12 protein-coding genes and 1 pseudogene are annotated in these 16,180 nt (G+C 66.3%); 8 read left to right on the top strand and 5 right to left on the bottom strand.

The window, feature by feature from the left end; genetic code table 11:
* Positions 1-248: 248 nt before the first annotated feature.
* The 3 genes from FHX68_RS11125 to FHX68_RS11115 are packed head-to-tail and all read right to left on the bottom strand — an operon-like array spanning position 249 to position 2,157.
* Positions 249-956: an ABC transporter permease gene (locus FHX68_RS11125; RefSeq protein ID WP_141381151.1), complete on the bottom strand. Its 708-nt coding sequence runs from the start codon at positions 954-956 to the stop codon at positions 249-251.
* A complete protein-coding gene (locus FHX68_RS11120) occupies positions 953-1,849 on the bottom strand; it encodes an ABC transporter ATP-binding protein (RefSeq protein WP_141381152.1) in 897 nt (298 codons plus the stop codon). The genes FHX68_RS11125 and FHX68_RS11120 overlap by 4 nt, the downstream gene beginning before the upstream one ends.
* Before the next feature lie 17 nt (positions 1,850-1,866).
* On the bottom strand, positions 1,867-2,157 hold the full coding sequence (locus FHX68_RS11115; RefSeq protein ID WP_141381153.1) for a hypothetical protein: 291 nt from the start codon (positions 2,155-2,157) through the stop codon (positions 1,867-1,869).
* A 263-nt stretch (positions 2,158-2,420) separates the two neighbouring features.
* Here FHX68_RS11115 and FHX68_RS11110 point away from each other — a divergent pair, with 263 nt between their 5' ends.
* The 4 genes from FHX68_RS11110 (at position 2,421) to mobF (ending at position 8,114) form a co-directional block, all read left to right on the top strand.
* Complete coding sequence (locus tag FHX68_RS11110) at positions 2,421-3,554, top strand: sensor histidine kinase (RefSeq protein WP_170214273.1); 1,134 nt, start codon at positions 2,421-2,423, stop codon at positions 3,552-3,554.
* On the top strand, positions 3,551-4,153 hold the full coding sequence (locus tag FHX68_RS11105; protein ID WP_141381155.1) for a response regulator transcription factor: 603 nt from the start codon (positions 3,551-3,553) through the stop codon (positions 4,151-4,153). The genes FHX68_RS11110 and FHX68_RS11105 overlap by 4 nt, the downstream gene beginning before the upstream one ends.
* A gap of 20 nt (positions 4,154-4,173) precedes the next feature.
* Positions 4,174-4,476, top strand: a complete 303-nt coding sequence (locus FHX68_RS15255) for a hypothetical protein (protein ID WP_141381156.1) — start codon at positions 4,174-4,176, stop codon at positions 4,474-4,476.
* 86 nt (positions 4,477-4,562) lie between these two features.
* On the top strand, positions 4,563-8,114 hold the full coding sequence (mobF, locus tag FHX68_RS11100; RefSeq protein ID WP_342353570.1) for a MobF family relaxase: 3,552 nt from the start codon (positions 4,563-4,565) through the stop codon (positions 8,112-8,114).
* Here mobF and FHX68_RS11095 read toward each other — a convergent pair whose 3' ends face one another.
* Positions 8,115-8,315, bottom strand: coding sequence for a hypothetical protein (locus FHX68_RS11095; RefSeq protein ID WP_137318494.1), 201 nt, complete (start codon positions 8,313-8,315; stop codon positions 8,115-8,117).
* Between the two features lie 109 nt (positions 8,316-8,424).
* On the opposite strand from FHX68_RS11095, the gene FHX68_RS11090 reads away from it, so the two are divergent.
* The 4 genes from FHX68_RS11090 (at position 8,425) to FHX68_RS11075 (ending at position 15,701) form a co-directional block, all read left to right on the top strand.
* A complete protein-coding gene (locus tag FHX68_RS11090) occupies positions 8,425-9,147 on the top strand; it encodes a MerR family transcriptional regulator (protein ID WP_211345083.1) in 723 nt (240 codons plus the stop codon).
* A 329-nt stretch (positions 9,148-9,476) separates the two neighbouring features.
* Complete coding sequence (locus tag FHX68_RS11085) at positions 9,477-13,046, top strand: SIR2 family protein (protein ID WP_141381158.1); 3,570 nt, start codon at positions 9,477-9,479, stop codon at positions 13,044-13,046.
* 215 nt (positions 13,047-13,261) lie between these two features.
* Positions 13,262-14,263 (top strand): diacylglycerol/lipid kinase family protein, encoded by a 1,002-nt coding sequence (locus FHX68_RS11080; protein ID WP_141381159.1) that lies wholly within the window; start codon positions 13,262-13,264, stop codon positions 14,261-14,263.
* Between the two features lie 94 nt (positions 14,264-14,357).
* Positions 14,358-15,701 carry a cryptochrome/photolyase family protein gene (locus tag FHX68_RS11075; protein WP_141381160.1) on the top strand — a complete coding sequence of 448 codons (1,344 nt, stop codon included), beginning with the start codon at positions 14,358-14,360 and terminating at the stop codon, positions 15,699-15,701.
* Between the two features lie 170 nt (positions 15,702-15,871).
* On the opposite strand, the pseudogene FHX68_RS11070 reads toward FHX68_RS11075, so the two are convergent.
* Positions 15,872-16,132 (bottom strand): annotated as a pseudogene (locus tag FHX68_RS11070) (carbohydrate ABC transporter permease); the annotation flags it as partial.
* Positions 16,133-16,180: the final 48 nt, after the last annotated feature.

Below are 16,180 nucleotides of genomic sequence, written 5' to 3'. Positions count from 1 at the left end.
TGAAGGAGGTGGACCACCAGAGGCCAAACCCAGACGCTCGCTAGCGAGCCCCTATGCCCGCTACCTGTTAGTAGGTGCGCGGATTGCCTCGCGCAACATGAGCCTGCGGACGCCGCAAGAGATCTATTGAGATACCGTCTCTCACACCCGCGCGGGGAGTTGTGAGCACGTTGGCTGTTCGATGCTCGGTTTGTCTGTGCTCTGTTCAGTCCGTTGCCGGGGGTGGGGCTGCGCCTCAGATACACGACTCATCGCCGTGGTTCCCATTTGAAGAGTTGGGTGGAGATGACGAAGGTCACCAAGACCCAAGCGAGTGTCGGCAGTAGGAGGGAGATGGCGTCTCCGGTGTCGATGCCGTTCCAGGCTTCGATGATGAGTTCGGCGGCGGCTCCGCCGGGGATGAGTCGTTTGACGAGGGCGAGGTCTGCGGTACCGGTGAGGGCGATCCAGAATGCGACACCGAAGGTGAGGAAGAAGATCGGGAGGATGGTGACTTGGGCGTGCTCTGGTGAGTTGGTTACGCCTGCGGTGCACAGCGCGAACCCGAGGAACAATGCTTCGACTGCGAGGACGCCGACGATGAGCATGAGGATGTTCTGTGGGGCCGTGCCGGTGAATGCGAGCACTGTGAGAATCACGGCGAGCTGGACGAGGTTGATGAGGACGATGGGAGCGAGCAGGCCGGTGAGGATGCTGGTTTCGCTGGCGGTAGTGCTGCGCAGTCGCTTGAGGAACAGGTTCTGACGGCGGGCTGCAAGAGTTGTGGTGGCAGTGATGTAGACGCCGAGCGCCGCGACGACGATCGCGAGGAGGGCGGCGACGATACTAGCTCCGCCGAAGTTGTCCTGGGTGAAGATCAGGACGGCGGCGAAGACAACGGGTACGAGGACGGCGGTTGCGGCGACGAGACGGTTGCGGAGCAGCATCCGCGCTTCTGCTTGGGCTATAGCGATCATGGGGTTACCTCCGGGTCGTCGGTGAGTGTTCGGAACACGTCGGCGAGGCTCGATGTGGTCGCGGAGAGACTGCGCAGGTGTATGGCGTTGGCGTCGGCCCAGCCGAGCACCTGGTAGAGGTCTCGTTGCAGTTCATGGGTTTCGATCACGACGCGATCACCGGTCACGGAGGCGGGAGCGACGGGCATGTCCGGGCTGAGGAGGTCGGTCTCGAATGTGATGCGGGCGGGGAACGCAGCAACCAGTTCGGCCAGGCTGCCTTCGTGGGCGAGGCGTCCACGGTGCATGAGCCCGATCCGGTCGGCGTGGGCCTCTGCTTCTTCGAGGTAGTGGGTGGTGAGCAGGATCGTGGAACCCTGGCCGCGCAATTCATCGACAACCCTCCATAGGGCGTCGCGCGCGGCCGGGTCGAGTGCGTTGGTCGGTTCGTCGAGGAACACGAGTTCGGGGGTGCCGTAGATCGCAGTGGCGAAGTCCAGGCGGCGCTTTTCACCGCCGGAGAGCTGCGCGACGCGCACGGTGCTCTTCCGGGTCAAATCGACTCGTTCCAGCAGGCGGGCGGTGTCGTCGGTGCGACCGGAAAGACGACCGATGAGGTTGACGGTTTCTTCGGCGGTGAGGTCGCCGGCGAAGCCCGATTCCTGGAGCATCATGCCGACTCTGGGGCGGGTACTCGTGCGGTCGTCAGGAGAACCGCCGAACACGGACACCTTGCCGTTGCTTGGAGAGCGGTGGCCTTCGATGGTTTCCAGCGTCGTGGTCTTCCCTGCGCCGTTGGTGCCGAGAAGGGCATAGAGTTCGCCGGGATTGACGTGGAAGCTGAGGTCATCGACGGCGGTGAACGCGCCGTATCTGCTGGTGAGGCTCTGCACCTCGATGATGGGCGTAGGCATGTGAGCGTCCTTTCTGCTCAGTTCGTTCGCCGCGTGCCTGTGCGGCGCAGTGCGCTGACTCCGGCGAGGAGGCCGACAACGACGATCCAGGCGATGCACGCAGCGATCACCCATCCGGCGTTATCGAGGATTCCGGCGGGCAGGAACGAATCGGTCTCGTAGAAGCTGTCCGGGATGTTGTCAGCCGCGCTGTCGCCCCCGAGGGTGAATCCACCCGTTCGGATCGCCTCGACGGCGACGAGGACCGCGAACCCTGCGGGGACAAGCGTCAGGATCAACAACGCGATGCGCCGTACTGCTCTGCTCATGAAGATGCTCTTTCGTCGTCAGTCGTGTTGCCCGCGTTTTCGGGCACATCTTCATCGTCGGGAATCCCGCACAGGCACGGCAGAGCATCGGATCACGTCTTCACCTGACCAGGCTCCCGGCGTCCGTCTGACAGTTGTCACCCCGTGAGGTGATCGCTCCCACTAGGCCGCTTGGATGCGCTGTGAGACCGTTGAAGGGAGCCAGGAACACGCGCCTGGCCTGGGTAAATCCGACGCCGCCCAGCGCACGAAAGGAGAAACGAGTGCTTGATGCCTTCTCAGGGAACCTCTCCGCGACCGCCTACCGCGATGTGACCCGTTGGGTCTACGCGGGCGTCACCGTGCCGTTCGGGGTCATCGGCACCTCCGCCGCGTTCCTCACCACAGCACCTGCTCCGTGGGTCGGTGTAGCAGCGATCCTCACGACAGCACTGGTCTTTCTCTCTGCGGCGCGGTGGCCGCATCCACCACGGTTCGCTGTTCTAGAAATCAGCGCCCTCATTGCGATCATCGGATGGACTTCGGCAGTCTGGTCCGGGGTAGGCCCGGCCGCGGGGTTCGCATTCTTCCTCCCATTCGTCTACGGGATCGCGACCCGCCGTCCGTGGTGGCCGTGGGTTGTCTGCGCCCTCGTCGCCCTGATCGTTGCCCCGCTGATCGCACGAGCCGGTGGACCGCTTCCCAGTGATTGGGTGACGAACCAGCTTGTTGCTGTCGCCCTCCTGGGGGCAGAAGTCGCCGTATTCCTGGGCATCGAACTCGGATGGGTTCTCGTCGCCCGAATCGACGCTCACCGCGCCGACGAGAACGAGTTGTCGATCACGCGTGAGCGGCTTCGTTTCGCGAACGAACTCCATGACGTGCAGGGACATACCCTGTTGGCCATCAAGATGAAGGCCGAGCTTGCGCGCCGGAGCCTCGACCGCGACCTGAACACCACACGGACAGAACTGGCCGACATCGAGCGCCTGGTTGCTGAGGCCTCCGCGCAAACGCGACAGATCGCCAACGGCTATCGCACCGTCTCGCTCGCTACCGAACTCGCCAACGCTGAACAACTCCTCGGCGCTGCCGGAATACGAACGGCGATCCAGCAAGCCCCAGCCGGGATCGGCGACTGGGAGCCGCTTATCGCCACCGCTACCCGCGAGGCCGTCAGCAACATCCTCCGCCACGCCGCCCCTACCGAGGTCACACTCCGGTTCACTGACGCCGCGCTTGTGGTCAGCAACGACGGAGCACGAACCGACCAAGACACGGGCAGTACAGGCGGCGGCAACGGACTGAGAAGCCTCCAGGACCGCTTCGCCGAACACGGAGGCACCGTGCAATGGGCACTCGATGGCGACGTGTTCACGCTGACCGCGACCCGACCTGTGGAAGGAGGGATCGCATGATCCGCGTCTACCTCGCCGACGACGAAGAGATGCTCCGTACCGCTCTGGCGTCGCTCCTCGAGCTCGATGAAGACCTCACCGTCATCGCCCAAGCCGCCTCCGGCGACGCCGTGCTGACCGACCCTGCACGAGCAGAAGCGGACGTGTTCCTTCTCGACCTGGAGATGCCGGGCCTCGGCGGCCTGGACACCGCTAAAGCGCTGCTGCATGAGAACCCGGATCGTCACACCGTGATCGTCACCCGTCACGCCCGCCCCGGCATCCTCCGCAGCGCCCTCGCCGCAGGCGTTCGCGGATTCGTACCAAAGAACACTCCCGCAGAACAACTCTCCGCAATCATCCGCCGCATCGACCAAGGCGAGCGCTACGTTGACGCAGACCTTGCTCTTGACGCGATCAGCGTCGATTGCCCCCTCACCGAACGTGAACTCGACACCCTCCGCCTGACCGAAGAAGGAAAAAGTGTGCCCGAGATCGCAGCACAGTTGCATCTCGCGGCGGGAACCGTCCGCAACTACCTATCCGAGGCGATCACGAAACTCGGTGTCAAAACCCGCCACGCCGCCGCGAAACACGCCAAGACACGTGGCTGGATCTGAACCGAAGAAAGGACAGAATCATGGACCTCTTCCTCGCAGCCATTCAGGTCGTCCCCATGCTGTTCATATCCCTCTTCCTCGACCGCAACACGGCCACCGCCCCCGAGACGAAATATACTGCCCTGCTGCGCCTGTTCCATCTCCTCGTCACCGTGCTCGGACTGATCGCCTTCTCCCTCTCCGTCTATATCATCGGCTCCGAAACCGAACCCGCAAGCTGGATGCGCAGCGTCGTCACGTCAGCACTCGCCTGCGCCATGGGCGCACTCTCCGCACAAATCCTGCTCCGTCTGACAGCTCGACCCAGTTCCAAGACCGAGTAGCCGTCCGAACAGCACGCGCACACCGCCGCCAGACCTGCCAGACCCTGCAAGGCCTGAGCCCATCTTCTTTTCCCACGACCACAGTGATGCACGCATTTTACGGCGGTGCCGTCGTGCACACCTCCCTCACGAGACCACTCATGAGGGAGGCGGTGAGCGGCGTGAAAGGTGGCGTGCTCCTGTTCCGCGGCAGCGGCGTGGCCGCGCGCCGGTACGTCGAGGCCGACCGATCCCGCGCCGATGAGTACTACCTCGGCGCAGACGACGCCGTGGCCGAGTACGCCGTGATCGACGCTCGCGGCGAGGTCAACGCCACACGATCCCTGTCGGCGGATGAGTACGAGGGGTGGATGGACTGGATCAACCCCGTCACCGGGGAGTCGATGGGCGTCCCGCGCAATCCCGGCACCACGCCCGGGAAGGCGCGGAGAGGGTCGCCGCTGTTCGCGGAGATGACGATCAACGCCCCCAAGTCCCTGTCGGTCGCCGCCGCCCTCCACCCCGCGGTCTCCGACGCTCTGGACGCCGCGCAGCAGGACGCCGCCAGCGAGATACGGCGGTTCCTCGGTCAGCACTCGGTGACGCTGGCGGGGCCGCGTGGCGCGCAGGAAGTCCTGCCGGTCGAGCACATGCAGACCGTCGCGATCACCCACAAGACGAGCCGTGCGGGCGACCCGCACCGGCATATCCACTTCCAGATCGGCACCAGGGTATGGGCAGGCGGGAAGTGGCGAGCCTTGACGACCGCGGCCCTGTTCAAGCAGCAGGGAGCGATCCGCGCCCTCGGCACGGCGGTGATCGCCGCCCATCCCCAGCTCGCCGCCACGCTCGCAGAGCACGGCCTGACGCTCGACCCGGTGTCCGGTGAAGTCGCGGAGCTGGAACCGTTCAACGCCATCATGAGCAAGCGGTCCGCGCAGATCAGACGCAACCTGGACCGCATGGTCGCCGAGTGGGAGGCGGAGCATCCCGGCGAGACACCCGGCCCAGCGCTCACGTCGAGGATGCAGGATGCCGCGTGGGCGTTCCAGCGCCCCGGGAAGAAGCCCGCCGGCCTCAAGAATGAGCAGTGGTGGCGGCAAGAACTCATCGAGGCCGGATACGACCCCAGCAAGCTCAACCGTCGTGCCGTGCAACCTGCGGTGTCGGTGGACGACCTGGAGGTGCAGGAGGTCGCCAGCCGGGCGCTGGACCGTTGCGCCGCTGCCGCATCCACCTGGACACCCCACACCGTGGCCGAGCACGTCACCAGGATCACCACCGAGGCGGGCGTGCAGGCAACCCCCGTGGAGTTGCGGGAGTTCATCGACCTGGCCACCGGTCTCGCCGTCTCCGATTGCTTCTCCGTGCTCCCGCCGGAGATGGCGCAACCCGAACACGTGGCGCACCTGACCAGCCTCAGCGTCGTTGCTGCCGAGACCGCGCTGCGCGACCGCCTCGCCGGGTCGACGCCGGAGCGGGAGCCGGAACACCCTGACCTGACCCGCGCAGCGCACGTTGCCGAACTCGACGCTGGGCAGACCGTTGCGGCAGCGACGGTTGCCTCGACCGATCCGCTCGTGATCGTGGAAGGAGCCGCGGGCAGCGGAAAGACCACGATGCTCCGCACGGCTATCGAGGCCGCCGCCGAGCACGGCAGTGCGTCGCGAGTCGTTGCGCCGACGCTGCGGGCGGCGCAGGTCGCGCACGACGAACTCGGAGTCCCCGCAACGAGCGTTGCGGCGCTCGTGCACGCGCACGGATGGCGGTGGAACAACGACGGCGTATGGACACGCCTCAAGCCCGGCGACACCGACCCCGCAACCGGCAGCACCTACACCGGCCCGCCCAGCGATGCGGCTCTCTCGCCCGGTGAGCGGGTGATCGTGGACGAAGCGGGCATGCTCGACCAAGACACCGCCCACGCCCTCCTCACCATCACCCAAGAGGCAGGCGCGACCGTCGCGCTCGTCGGCGACCGCGCACAACTGCCCGCAGTCGGCAGAGGTGGGGTGCTCGACATGGCCGCACAGATCAGGGGCCGCACCTACGACATGACCGAACTCCACAGGTTCACTGATGCCGACTACGCAGCACTCACACTCGCCATGCGCGACCGGGAGAACCCCGGCGAGGTGTTCGACCGACTCGCCTCAACGAACCTCATCATCCTGCACGCCGACGAGGATGCAGCCCGTGAGCACATCACCGCCCATGCTCGCGGCGGGGAGGCGATCACCGTCGCCACCAACGACGAAGCCGCCGCGTTGAATGAGCGCATCCGCGCAGTGCGCGTCGAGCGCGGTGAGGTCGATGACGCGGTGACGGCGACCGGCGGCGACGGGCTGAGCATTGGTGCTGGTGACCTCATCCAGACCCGCAGGAACGACACTGGGCTGGGCGTGGCGAACCGGCAGCAATGGATCGTGCAGCACATCACTGAGGACGGCACCGTCTATGCGCGAGAAACCGCCAGCGGACGCAAGAATCCGCGCACCGCCACCATGCCTGCCGAGTATGTGGCTGAGCACACGCACCTGTCCTATGCCGCGACCGCCTACGGCGTCCAAGGCGCAACCGTAGGCGCGTCGCACACGATGCTCAGCGAGGCGACGAGCGCAGCGGGTGTCTACGTCGGCATGACCCGGGGCCGCGAACACAACCGCCTGCACCTCATCGCCGAAAACCTGACTGACGCCAGAGCGCAATTCGTCGCAGCGATGGAACGCGACCCCGCAGACCGGGGCCTCGACCACGCCAGCCAGCAGGCGATAGACGCCGTGCAGGGTCTCGTCGCCGACGGCCCTGTCAGGCTGGTCACCGACGAACTCGCACGCCTCACCACCGAGGCCGAACGCGCGGAACGAGCGGCCAAGCGGTGGGAGCAGGCCGCCGCCAGGCTCGATGCCCAACGTGCAGCACATCGCACCGAGGACGACGAGCAGGCCGACATGCTTCGAAGGGCCGAGACAGAGGCCGAACAGATACGCGCCGAAGTCACCACGCCGCTCACCGTGCAAGCCGAGCACGACGGCGCCGCCTACCTCGACGCGATCAAGGACGAGGCCACCGCGAGTGCTCGCCTCTCCATGGTTGGGCGGTTCGGGTTCGGCAGGCGCAAGGCCCGCGCCGAGCATCGGACCGCGACCGAAGACACCCGGAACGTCCGTTCGCGGGTGCGTGCGGTCTGGGGCGGTGAACCGCCGAGCACCCCCGACGCACTTCCCGCATGGGCGGCTCAGGCGGCAGCACGACACGCCCAGAGTGATCCTCGTGTGAGCGACGCTGATCACGCCGTTCAGGCGGCACGCGCCGACCAGAATGCGACCAGGCAGCGACACCAGCACGAGCGCATGGCGTTGCTTGTCAGCGAGTACGGGGCAGAGCACGCCCGCGCAAACCATCTCGGCATGCGCACGATCAATCCACACCGCACCGCCCGCGATGCCCGTGCGCGAGCCGCCCTCATCCGGGCCGAGGCCGACGAACTGCGCAGCCTGACCGCGGTGGACGCCGCCCAACTGATCGAGGCCAAGCGCGCCGAGCAGGAGCAGACGAAGCGGCAAGCGGCATGGCGGGAACGGCAGCTCAACGACCCGTTCGAGCGCGACCCACGACGCGACCGTCCCGGCCCGGAGGAACCGGCACACGGTCTCTGATCAGGCAAGCGTCCAGTGGCCTACCTCGCGGTACTCCGAGTCGTACACCGTCTCAGCGGCGGGCTGACCGAGGTCATAGTGCTTCATGTTGCCCGCCCAGTACCGCAGCACTCGCGACAGCTCCTCTCCGGGGTCGCCTGCGACGGCGGCCAGGTCGATTTCAAGATGGAACCGAGTCGCTGTCTTCTCCGTGTTTCCCATACTTCAACCGTATCCTTGAACTGCCAGTTGGCACTTTGGGGCGGACCACCACCTGTTCCCAGCGCGAGCCACCCGAAAACCCTCAAACCGCACTCGAACGTAGAGGATGATGAAGACCGCCGATCTTGCCGCCAGCGCGGGAGTGTCGCCCCAGCACGTGCGCAATCTTGAAGCCGCAGGAGTCCTCCCCGCCGCCGCGCGCACCGCCACCGGATACCGCCTCTACACCGACGAACACCTCAGCGCCTTGCACTGCTACCAGGCCCTCGCCCGAGGCCACGGTGCACCCATAGCCCGCGCCATCATGACCGCCATCTATCGGGACGACACCGCCGAAGCCTTCGCGCTCATCGACGCCTCTCACCACACGCTCCATGAACAGCGCCAGGCGCTCGCCCAGACAACGCAGATCCTCAACGCCATCAGCAACGCCGTAGACGAGCGATTGCACGCCAGCGTGCCGATGTCCATCCGGGAACTCGCCCACCTGCTCGGCGTGCGCACCTCCGCCCTCCGCGTCTGGGAGAACGCGGGCCTCCTCACGCCGGAACGTCTACCTGGCGTGCAGCATCGCTCCTACGATGCCGACGACGTGCGAGACGCCCGAGTGATCCGACTCCTCCGGCAAGGGCATTACCGATTCACCCGCATCAAGCCCGTCATCGAAGAACTCCGCAACGCCCGAACCGGCACAGCCCTCCGCTCCGTCCTCGAAGAACGACACACTGCGTTCACCGCGCGAGCACGAGCCATGCTCCACGCCGCAGCACTCCTCGACCAACACCTCACCGCCTACGCCGCCCGCCCGCGGCCGATCGCAGCGTACGCGTAGTGGTGTCAGGTACAGCATGCGACATTCACTGCAATCCCCTGCATCTTCACTCCTCATTGGGGCCCGCAACCTGCGGGGTGGAGCTTTCGCCGCGTGATCAGACGAAACCTCGTCTGGCCTACTGGCGCTGGGCTGCGCGATACTTGTACCCGGCGAGCAACACCAGAGAGCTTGGCCAGAAGAGCACAAGGGAGTCGAGATGGCATTGGTCCGGACCGCTACAAGGTACATGGTCCGCGCCTTGCCGGGCTATTGTTTAGATTCGTTCTACGGCACCTTGGAATTACGTCGGTGAGCACGCTGAACGGCTACAGAGAGTTAGCGGCCTGATGTGGATTACTGGAGATGTCGAGCTACCTGACGAGATCCTCGACGCCCACGAGCGTGGCGAGCTGGTGTTCTTCGTCGGCGCAGGGGCTTCGCTGGGCAAACCGTCGAACCTTCCACTCTTTGAGAGCCTCGCGAAGAAGCTTGCGCGACTGGCGTCGCACCCATTCTCGAGGCGCAGCGGGCTGGACTTTTTTATTGGGCAGCTGGAGTCGCTCCCTCAGGGATTCGACGCCCATCAGCACGCCCACACGCTGATTTCCGATCCGAGGTCACGATTCAATCCGCTACATAGTGCGGTTGTGGACCTCGCGGGAATCGGAGGAGCGTTCCGCGTGGTCACCACTAACTACGACGATCACCTTGCCTCTGCTGCAAGAAGCGAATCGATCGCGGTACCGGACACGTGGTATGCCCCGGCGTTGCCTCTCGGACATGACTTTGCTGGGCTCGTGCACCTGCATGGTTCAGTACGGCGCCCGAAGGAGGAGCTGATCCTCACCGACCGTGACTTCGGCCATGCATACATCACCGATGCGTGGGCAGCACGGTTCCTCCTTCCCATGTTCGATCGATTCACCGTGGTATTCGTCGGCTACAGCCATGACGACGTGATCATGCGGTACCTCGCGCTCGGGCTGCCCTCCAGCGGCAACGGCAAGGCCTCCAAGCGGTTCGCGTTTACGAGCGACCCGACGAACAGCAAGTGGGGATACCTGGGGATACGGCCGATCGCATACCCGGTGGTGGGGCGCGATCATCACGCGCTCGTGGCGGCGCTTACCGCGTGGGCGGATCGAGCCAAGATGGGGCAGACCGATCACCAGTCGCGTGTGCAGGAGATCGTTGGCGGCGGTACTACAATGCCACTGCCCGACCGCGACTACCTCCATGGTCGTCTCCGGACGACAGACGGCGCCCGCGACTTCGGATTTGCGACGGGATCGCTGCCCGACGAGACCAAACTCGAATGGCTGACCTGGGTGGAGGATCTTCCTGAGTTCAAGGCCCTGTTCTCACCGGCGGACGTGTCTGACGCGACGGCGGTGCTAGGCAACTGGTTCGCACGGACTTTCATCGAGTCGACGACGCTGAACGGTGCAGCACTCCAGACCGTGCAACGACTCGGGCAATCGATGACGGCTTCGCTCTACCGGACCGCCAGCTGGCTCGCTAACGACCTCAGCAAGCAAGACGCGTCTGCCGGAGAACGGTGGCAAACACTTCTGGCTACATCGATACACGGGCAGTCAGCTCCGCTAGGAACCAAGTTCCTCATGCCGTTCCTGCCCGATTCGACGGCACGCAGCACAGCCGTGCTGCGTGCCGCGCTGCGGCCGTTCCTCAAGCTGGAACGGCGTTGGTTCGTCAATGAGTCCACGGAACGCACGGTCCATCCCGATGCAAAGGTCGCCTGGAACTCGGAAGAGTACGCGCTGACCCAGCACATCATGCTTATTTTGCAGAAATCTGCCCCGGCAGATCGCTCCCTCGGTGGTGTCCTGGAAGATGCCATCGCGGCGGCGTACGACCTGCTCGCCGCGTATCACGGCGACCGAAGCTGGGACCCCCTCGCGCATCACCGATCTGCAATCGAACCACACGCCCAGGATGAATTCCGGGAGCCGCTCGACGCAGTCATAGACGGCCTTCGCGAATACGGGATCAAGGCGCTGCCCCTCTGGCCCGATCTGCCCGATCGATGGTGGAACCTCGACCGTGCGCTCATGCAGCGCCTGGCTCTGCATCTGGTAGCGAACGATCCGGAACGGAGTTCGGACGACAAGCTCTCGTGGCTCCTCGATCGCACTGGACTATACGCAGACGATCTGAAACATGAGACCTATCAGGTACTCGCCGCCGCGGTCGGTAGCGCGACGCCGCCGCTCAAGCAGCGGGTCTTGGACGCTGCCGACGCTGGACCCGACTACCCCGAAGAGATTCCCGACCGCGACCGTCACTTCGCGTACGCGAAGTACAAATTGTTGGCATGGCTAACGCAAGCCGACCCTGACTGGGCGGAGGCGCAGGCCGCGTTCGACGCGATCCAAGCTGAGAACCCTGGTTTCGGGGTGCGAGAGCATCCTGACTTCGACAGCTGGATGACAAGCGGAACCTGGGGTGGGAAGCCGCCGATGGACATCGAGGAGTTCATCCAGGCGCTCGATCAGAACGTGAGCGCTGCACTCGATGACCTGCTGTCCCGTGACTATTCCGAACGCCACTTCGATCAGCCCGACTGGCGAGATGCGCTCGGGCTTGTGCAACAGGCCGTCGAGCAACGCCCGGACCTCGGCTTGCAGCTCTGGGACGCCGTCCTCCGCCGCGACGAGCTTAACGACAAGCAGGTCGACCTATGGCGCGCGATCGCCGAAGGCTGGGGGAAAGCCCAGCTGGGAGATTCGGGCCTCGGGGCCGTCCAGCGCCTCACCACACTGCTTACGGACAAGGACTCCGCCTATGCATTAGGGCGATTCCTACTTGAGCAGATTCGACAGCAGATCGACGCAGCTGAGTCGCCGGTGCTCGCGTCCATGCGCGAGCTGGCGCGAGCACTCTGGCGCGAGCAAGGCGCAGGATTCACACACCGAGAAGATTCGACCCCCCTGTCGTTCGCGCCGCTCTACCTAAACTCTTGGCCGGGCTTCGTGGCCCAGTACTGGAATAGCGAGGTCGATCGTCGCTGGCGACACTCACGTGAGGATTGGGCTGGACTCAGCGACGAGGAGTCGGAGGCGCTCGTCGCGCTGCTGAACGGCAACGAGGATGCACTGGACGCTACGCAACCCGCGATTGCTGGACAGCTGTTCTTCTACTTTGCCGCGGACGCTGGTTTCGCGGCGGCGCATTTGCTTCCGCTCTTCAACGACCCGCAGCGACACGCCTTTGGCTGGTACCCGTTCCTGCACCATCCTCGGTGGAACGACCGGCTCCTCGCAGCCGGGCTGTTCGACAGCATGGTCGCCGAGCTCAGCCGTATCGACGAATTGCCAGACCAACAACTGCATCACATCCTCCTGGGGTTCATAACCTCCGTGGTGTCATACGCGGGCATCACGAGTACCGACCGGAGGCGCCTGCTTGATCAGACAGTGCTCGCGTCAAACGGCTCACATGCCGCTGCCTTCGCTGAAGCGGTCGCCCGATTCCTCCGCGAAGATGGCGTCGACGGGGCCGAGGTCTGGCGCCGGTGGCTCGGCAAGCATCTGGAACGCCGACTCAGCGGGCAGCCGCGGGTCGCATCCCCCGAAGAGCTTGCACGCTGGGCGGACGTCGTTCCTGTCGTGGGTGAATTCGTCCCTGCCGCAGCGATCCTTTTCGGCGGGCACGGCATCGGTCTGGGTGAGCGATTCTTCAATCGAGAGTTGCCGGATGGAGTCCTCGCCGCCTATGGCCCTGAGCTCGTTGCCTTCTTCGCCGAGCGCGTTCGGAACACGACCGGCACTGACTACATGGTGAGGCACCGCGTGCATCAGCTGGTCAAGGCGATACGAGGCGCGGTCGGCGATTCGGTTGCACAACCACTGGTAGAAGCGGCGGCAGGTAGCGGACTCCTCGATGCCGACGAGTGAGCATGACCTCAAGTAGGAGACCTTGGGGTTGATGCACGTACTGCCATCATCCTGCTCCGCCCTACCGGTAGGCAGGACGTAGTGGTGTCAAACTCAACATGTGGTATTCACGAGCACATTGTCGGCGGTGGTCTTCTCGGCCTCGGTGCGAAGGTCCCACGACGGCTTGCGCACCGCGACGAAGATGAGCGGCCGGGGGCGGCTATCGTGGGCGCATGGCGTCCCCTGATCCCTCCTCCGATCGTCGCGCGGCGCTCGTCTACAACCCGATCAAGGTCGAGGTCGACCAGCTGCGCGCCACGGTGACCGAGCACGCTGCCGCGGCGGGGTGGGGTGAGCCGCTCTTCTACGAGACGACGGTCGACGATCTGGGCGACGGGGTGACGAAGGAGGCACTGGATGCCGGGGCATCCGCTGTGCTCGTCGCCGGCGGCGACGGCACCGTGCGGGCCGTGAGCCAGGCGATGGCGAACGTCCACGTACCGCTCACGATCGTGCCGAGCGGCACCGGAAACCTGCTCGCCCGCAACCTCGGCCTGCCGCTGACCGACCCTGCGGCGATGGTCGCCGCGGCCTTCGACGGGGACGTGCACGCGATCGATGTCGGATATGCCCGTCTGACGCGCCCGGACGGCGACCACGAGGAGCATGCGTTCGTCGTGATGGGCGGCATGGGCCTCGACGCCGCGATGATCGCCAACACGAGCGGCGACCTCAAGAAGAAGGTCGGCTGGGTCGCGTACGTCGACGGCGCCGCGCGCTCGCTCGTGAAGGCCAAGCCGTTCCCGATCATGTACCAGGTGCTCGGTCACCGCATGCATCGTGCGCAGGTGCAGAGCGTGCTGTTCGCGAACTGCGGGTCACTGCCCGCCGGGCTCGAGCTGATACCCGAGGCATCCGTGTCGGACGGCGACCTCGACATCGTGATCTTCCAGCCCAAGACCGCCCTCGGCTGGCTGGCCGTGTGGCGGAAGGTGGCGTGGGACAACAGCGTGCTGCGCCGGTTCCGCACCGGGCGGCGCATTCTGCGGCTGCGCACGAAGGACAACTCGGTGCGCTACGCGAAGGGCCCGGGCATCGAGCTGGCCGCCTCGGCGGCGCAGCCGGTGCAGCTCGACGGCGACGAGTTCGGCGAGGCCACCGCCGTGAGCGTGCGCGTCGAGGAGAGGGCGCTCCGCCTCGCCGTGCCGACCGGGCACACCTCGCCGAACCTCTGACGAGTCGGGCGCGGCGGGTCGGCTCGCGGCGGGTCTCTTCGAGCGCGCGTCAAGGGGGTGCGCCGGTGTGAGGCATCCCGGCACGATGGATGCCATGGCCTCCCCCTCGCTCGTCTGGTTCCGCGACGACCTGCGCCTGGCCGACAACCCGGCGCTGCGCGCCGCCACCGACCGGGGCGAGCCGGTGGTCGCGGTCTTCGTGCTCGACGAGGTCTCCCCCGGCATCCGTCCGCTCGGCGGCGCCGCGCGCTGGTGGCTGCACCACTCGCTCGCCGAGCTCGGCGAGCGGCTGCGTGAGAAGGGATCGGTGCTCGTGCTGCGCCGCGGCGCCGCGGCCGAGGTGGTCCCCGCCCTCGCCCGCGAGATCGGCGCGGGGGCGGTGTTCTGGAACCGGCGCTACGGCGGCCCGGAGCGCACCGTCGACGCCGCCATCAAGGAGGAGCTGCGCGCGGACGGGGTCGAGGTGGCGTCGTTCGCCGGCTCCCTGCTGTACGAGCCGTGGACCGTGCGCACCGGCGCCGGCACCCCGTACGGGGTCTTCACCCCGTTCTGGAACGCGTGCCGGCAGCTGCCCGCGCCGCGCGCTCCCCTGCCCGAGCCGCGCACGCTGGCAGGACCGGCGTCAGCGCCGGCATCCGATGACCTCGCCGATTGGGAGCTGCTGCCGACCCGGCCGGATTGGGCCGCAGGCCTGCGGGAGCGGTGGACGCCGGGCGAAGTCGGCGCGCGAGCGCGGCTGCGGGAGTTCTTGGGTGAGGATGCCGCCGATTACGACCGCGCGCGCGACGAACCGGCCGCGGGGGCGACCTCGCTGCTCTCACCGCGGCTGCGGTGGGGCGAGCTGAGTCCGTTCCAGGTATGGCACGCGGCGGTGGGGTCGGACGAGCCCGTCGGCGGCTTTCTCTCCGAGCTCGGCTGGCGGGAGTTCGCGTGGCACACGCTGTTCCACTTCCCGGACCTCGCGACGAAGAACCTCCGCTCCGCGTTCGACGCGTTCCCGTGGCCGCCGCTCCGGCCGACGCACCTGCGGGCGTGGCAGCGCGGCGAGACCGGCATCGCTCTGGTCGACGCCGGGATGCGGGAGCTGTGGGCCACGGGGTTCATGCACAACCGGGTGCGGATGGTCGTGGCATCCTTCCTCGTCAAGAACCTGCTCATCGACTGGCGACGCGGCGAGGAGTGGTTCTGGGACACCCTCGTCGACGCCGACGCGGCCAACAACCCCTTCAACTGGCAGTGGGTCGCCGGATCGGGCGCCGACGCGGCGCCCTACTTCCGCATCTTCAACCCCGAGCTGCAGGCGAAGAAGTTCGACGCCGACGGCCGATACGTCAAGGAGTGGGCACCGGAATCGGCGGCCCGCGAGCCGATCGTCGACCTCGCCGCATCCCGAAAGGCCGCCCTCGCCGCCTACGAGGCGGTCAAGCGCGCGGGGTGAGAGGGGCGATGCGGTCCCCGCGAGCGGCGGCCGTCAGCCGTGGTGACCCACGGTGAGCCAGGCTCGCTGTGACGTATACAGGATCGCCGGCCGCGGCGGCACCGGCCCACCCCGGAATTCCGCGGGTCGGCGCACGGCGCGGGCGCGGATCTCCTGCATACGTCACGGCGTCAGCCCTTGACGGCGCCGCCCAGCCCCGCAGAGCGCACGAAGACGGACGGGAAGACGAGGAACATCGCGATCGGGATGAGGGTCGCGATGGCGAGCGCAGCGAGGAACACGTCGAGCTCGGTCTGACTCGCCACGTCGGGCAGGCGCACCGACAACGGCTGCACCGCAGGGTTCGGCAGCACGAGCTTCGGCCAGAGATAGTCCTTCCACGCCGCGATGATCGCGAAGACCGACACCACCCCGAGGATCGGCTCTTGCAGAACGGCGCAAGTGCTTGCGGGAATGCCGGCGTGGCGCCGGCGGTTGGG

It is taken from the genome of Microbacterium lacticum, from assembly GCF_006716815.1.
Lineage (GTDB): Bacteria > Actinomycetota > Actinomycetes > Actinomycetales > Microbacteriaceae > Microbacterium > Microbacterium lacticum.
The sequence above is the reverse complement of the archived record's forward strand: the minus strand, read 5'-3'. Positions and strand labels throughout refer to the sequence as shown.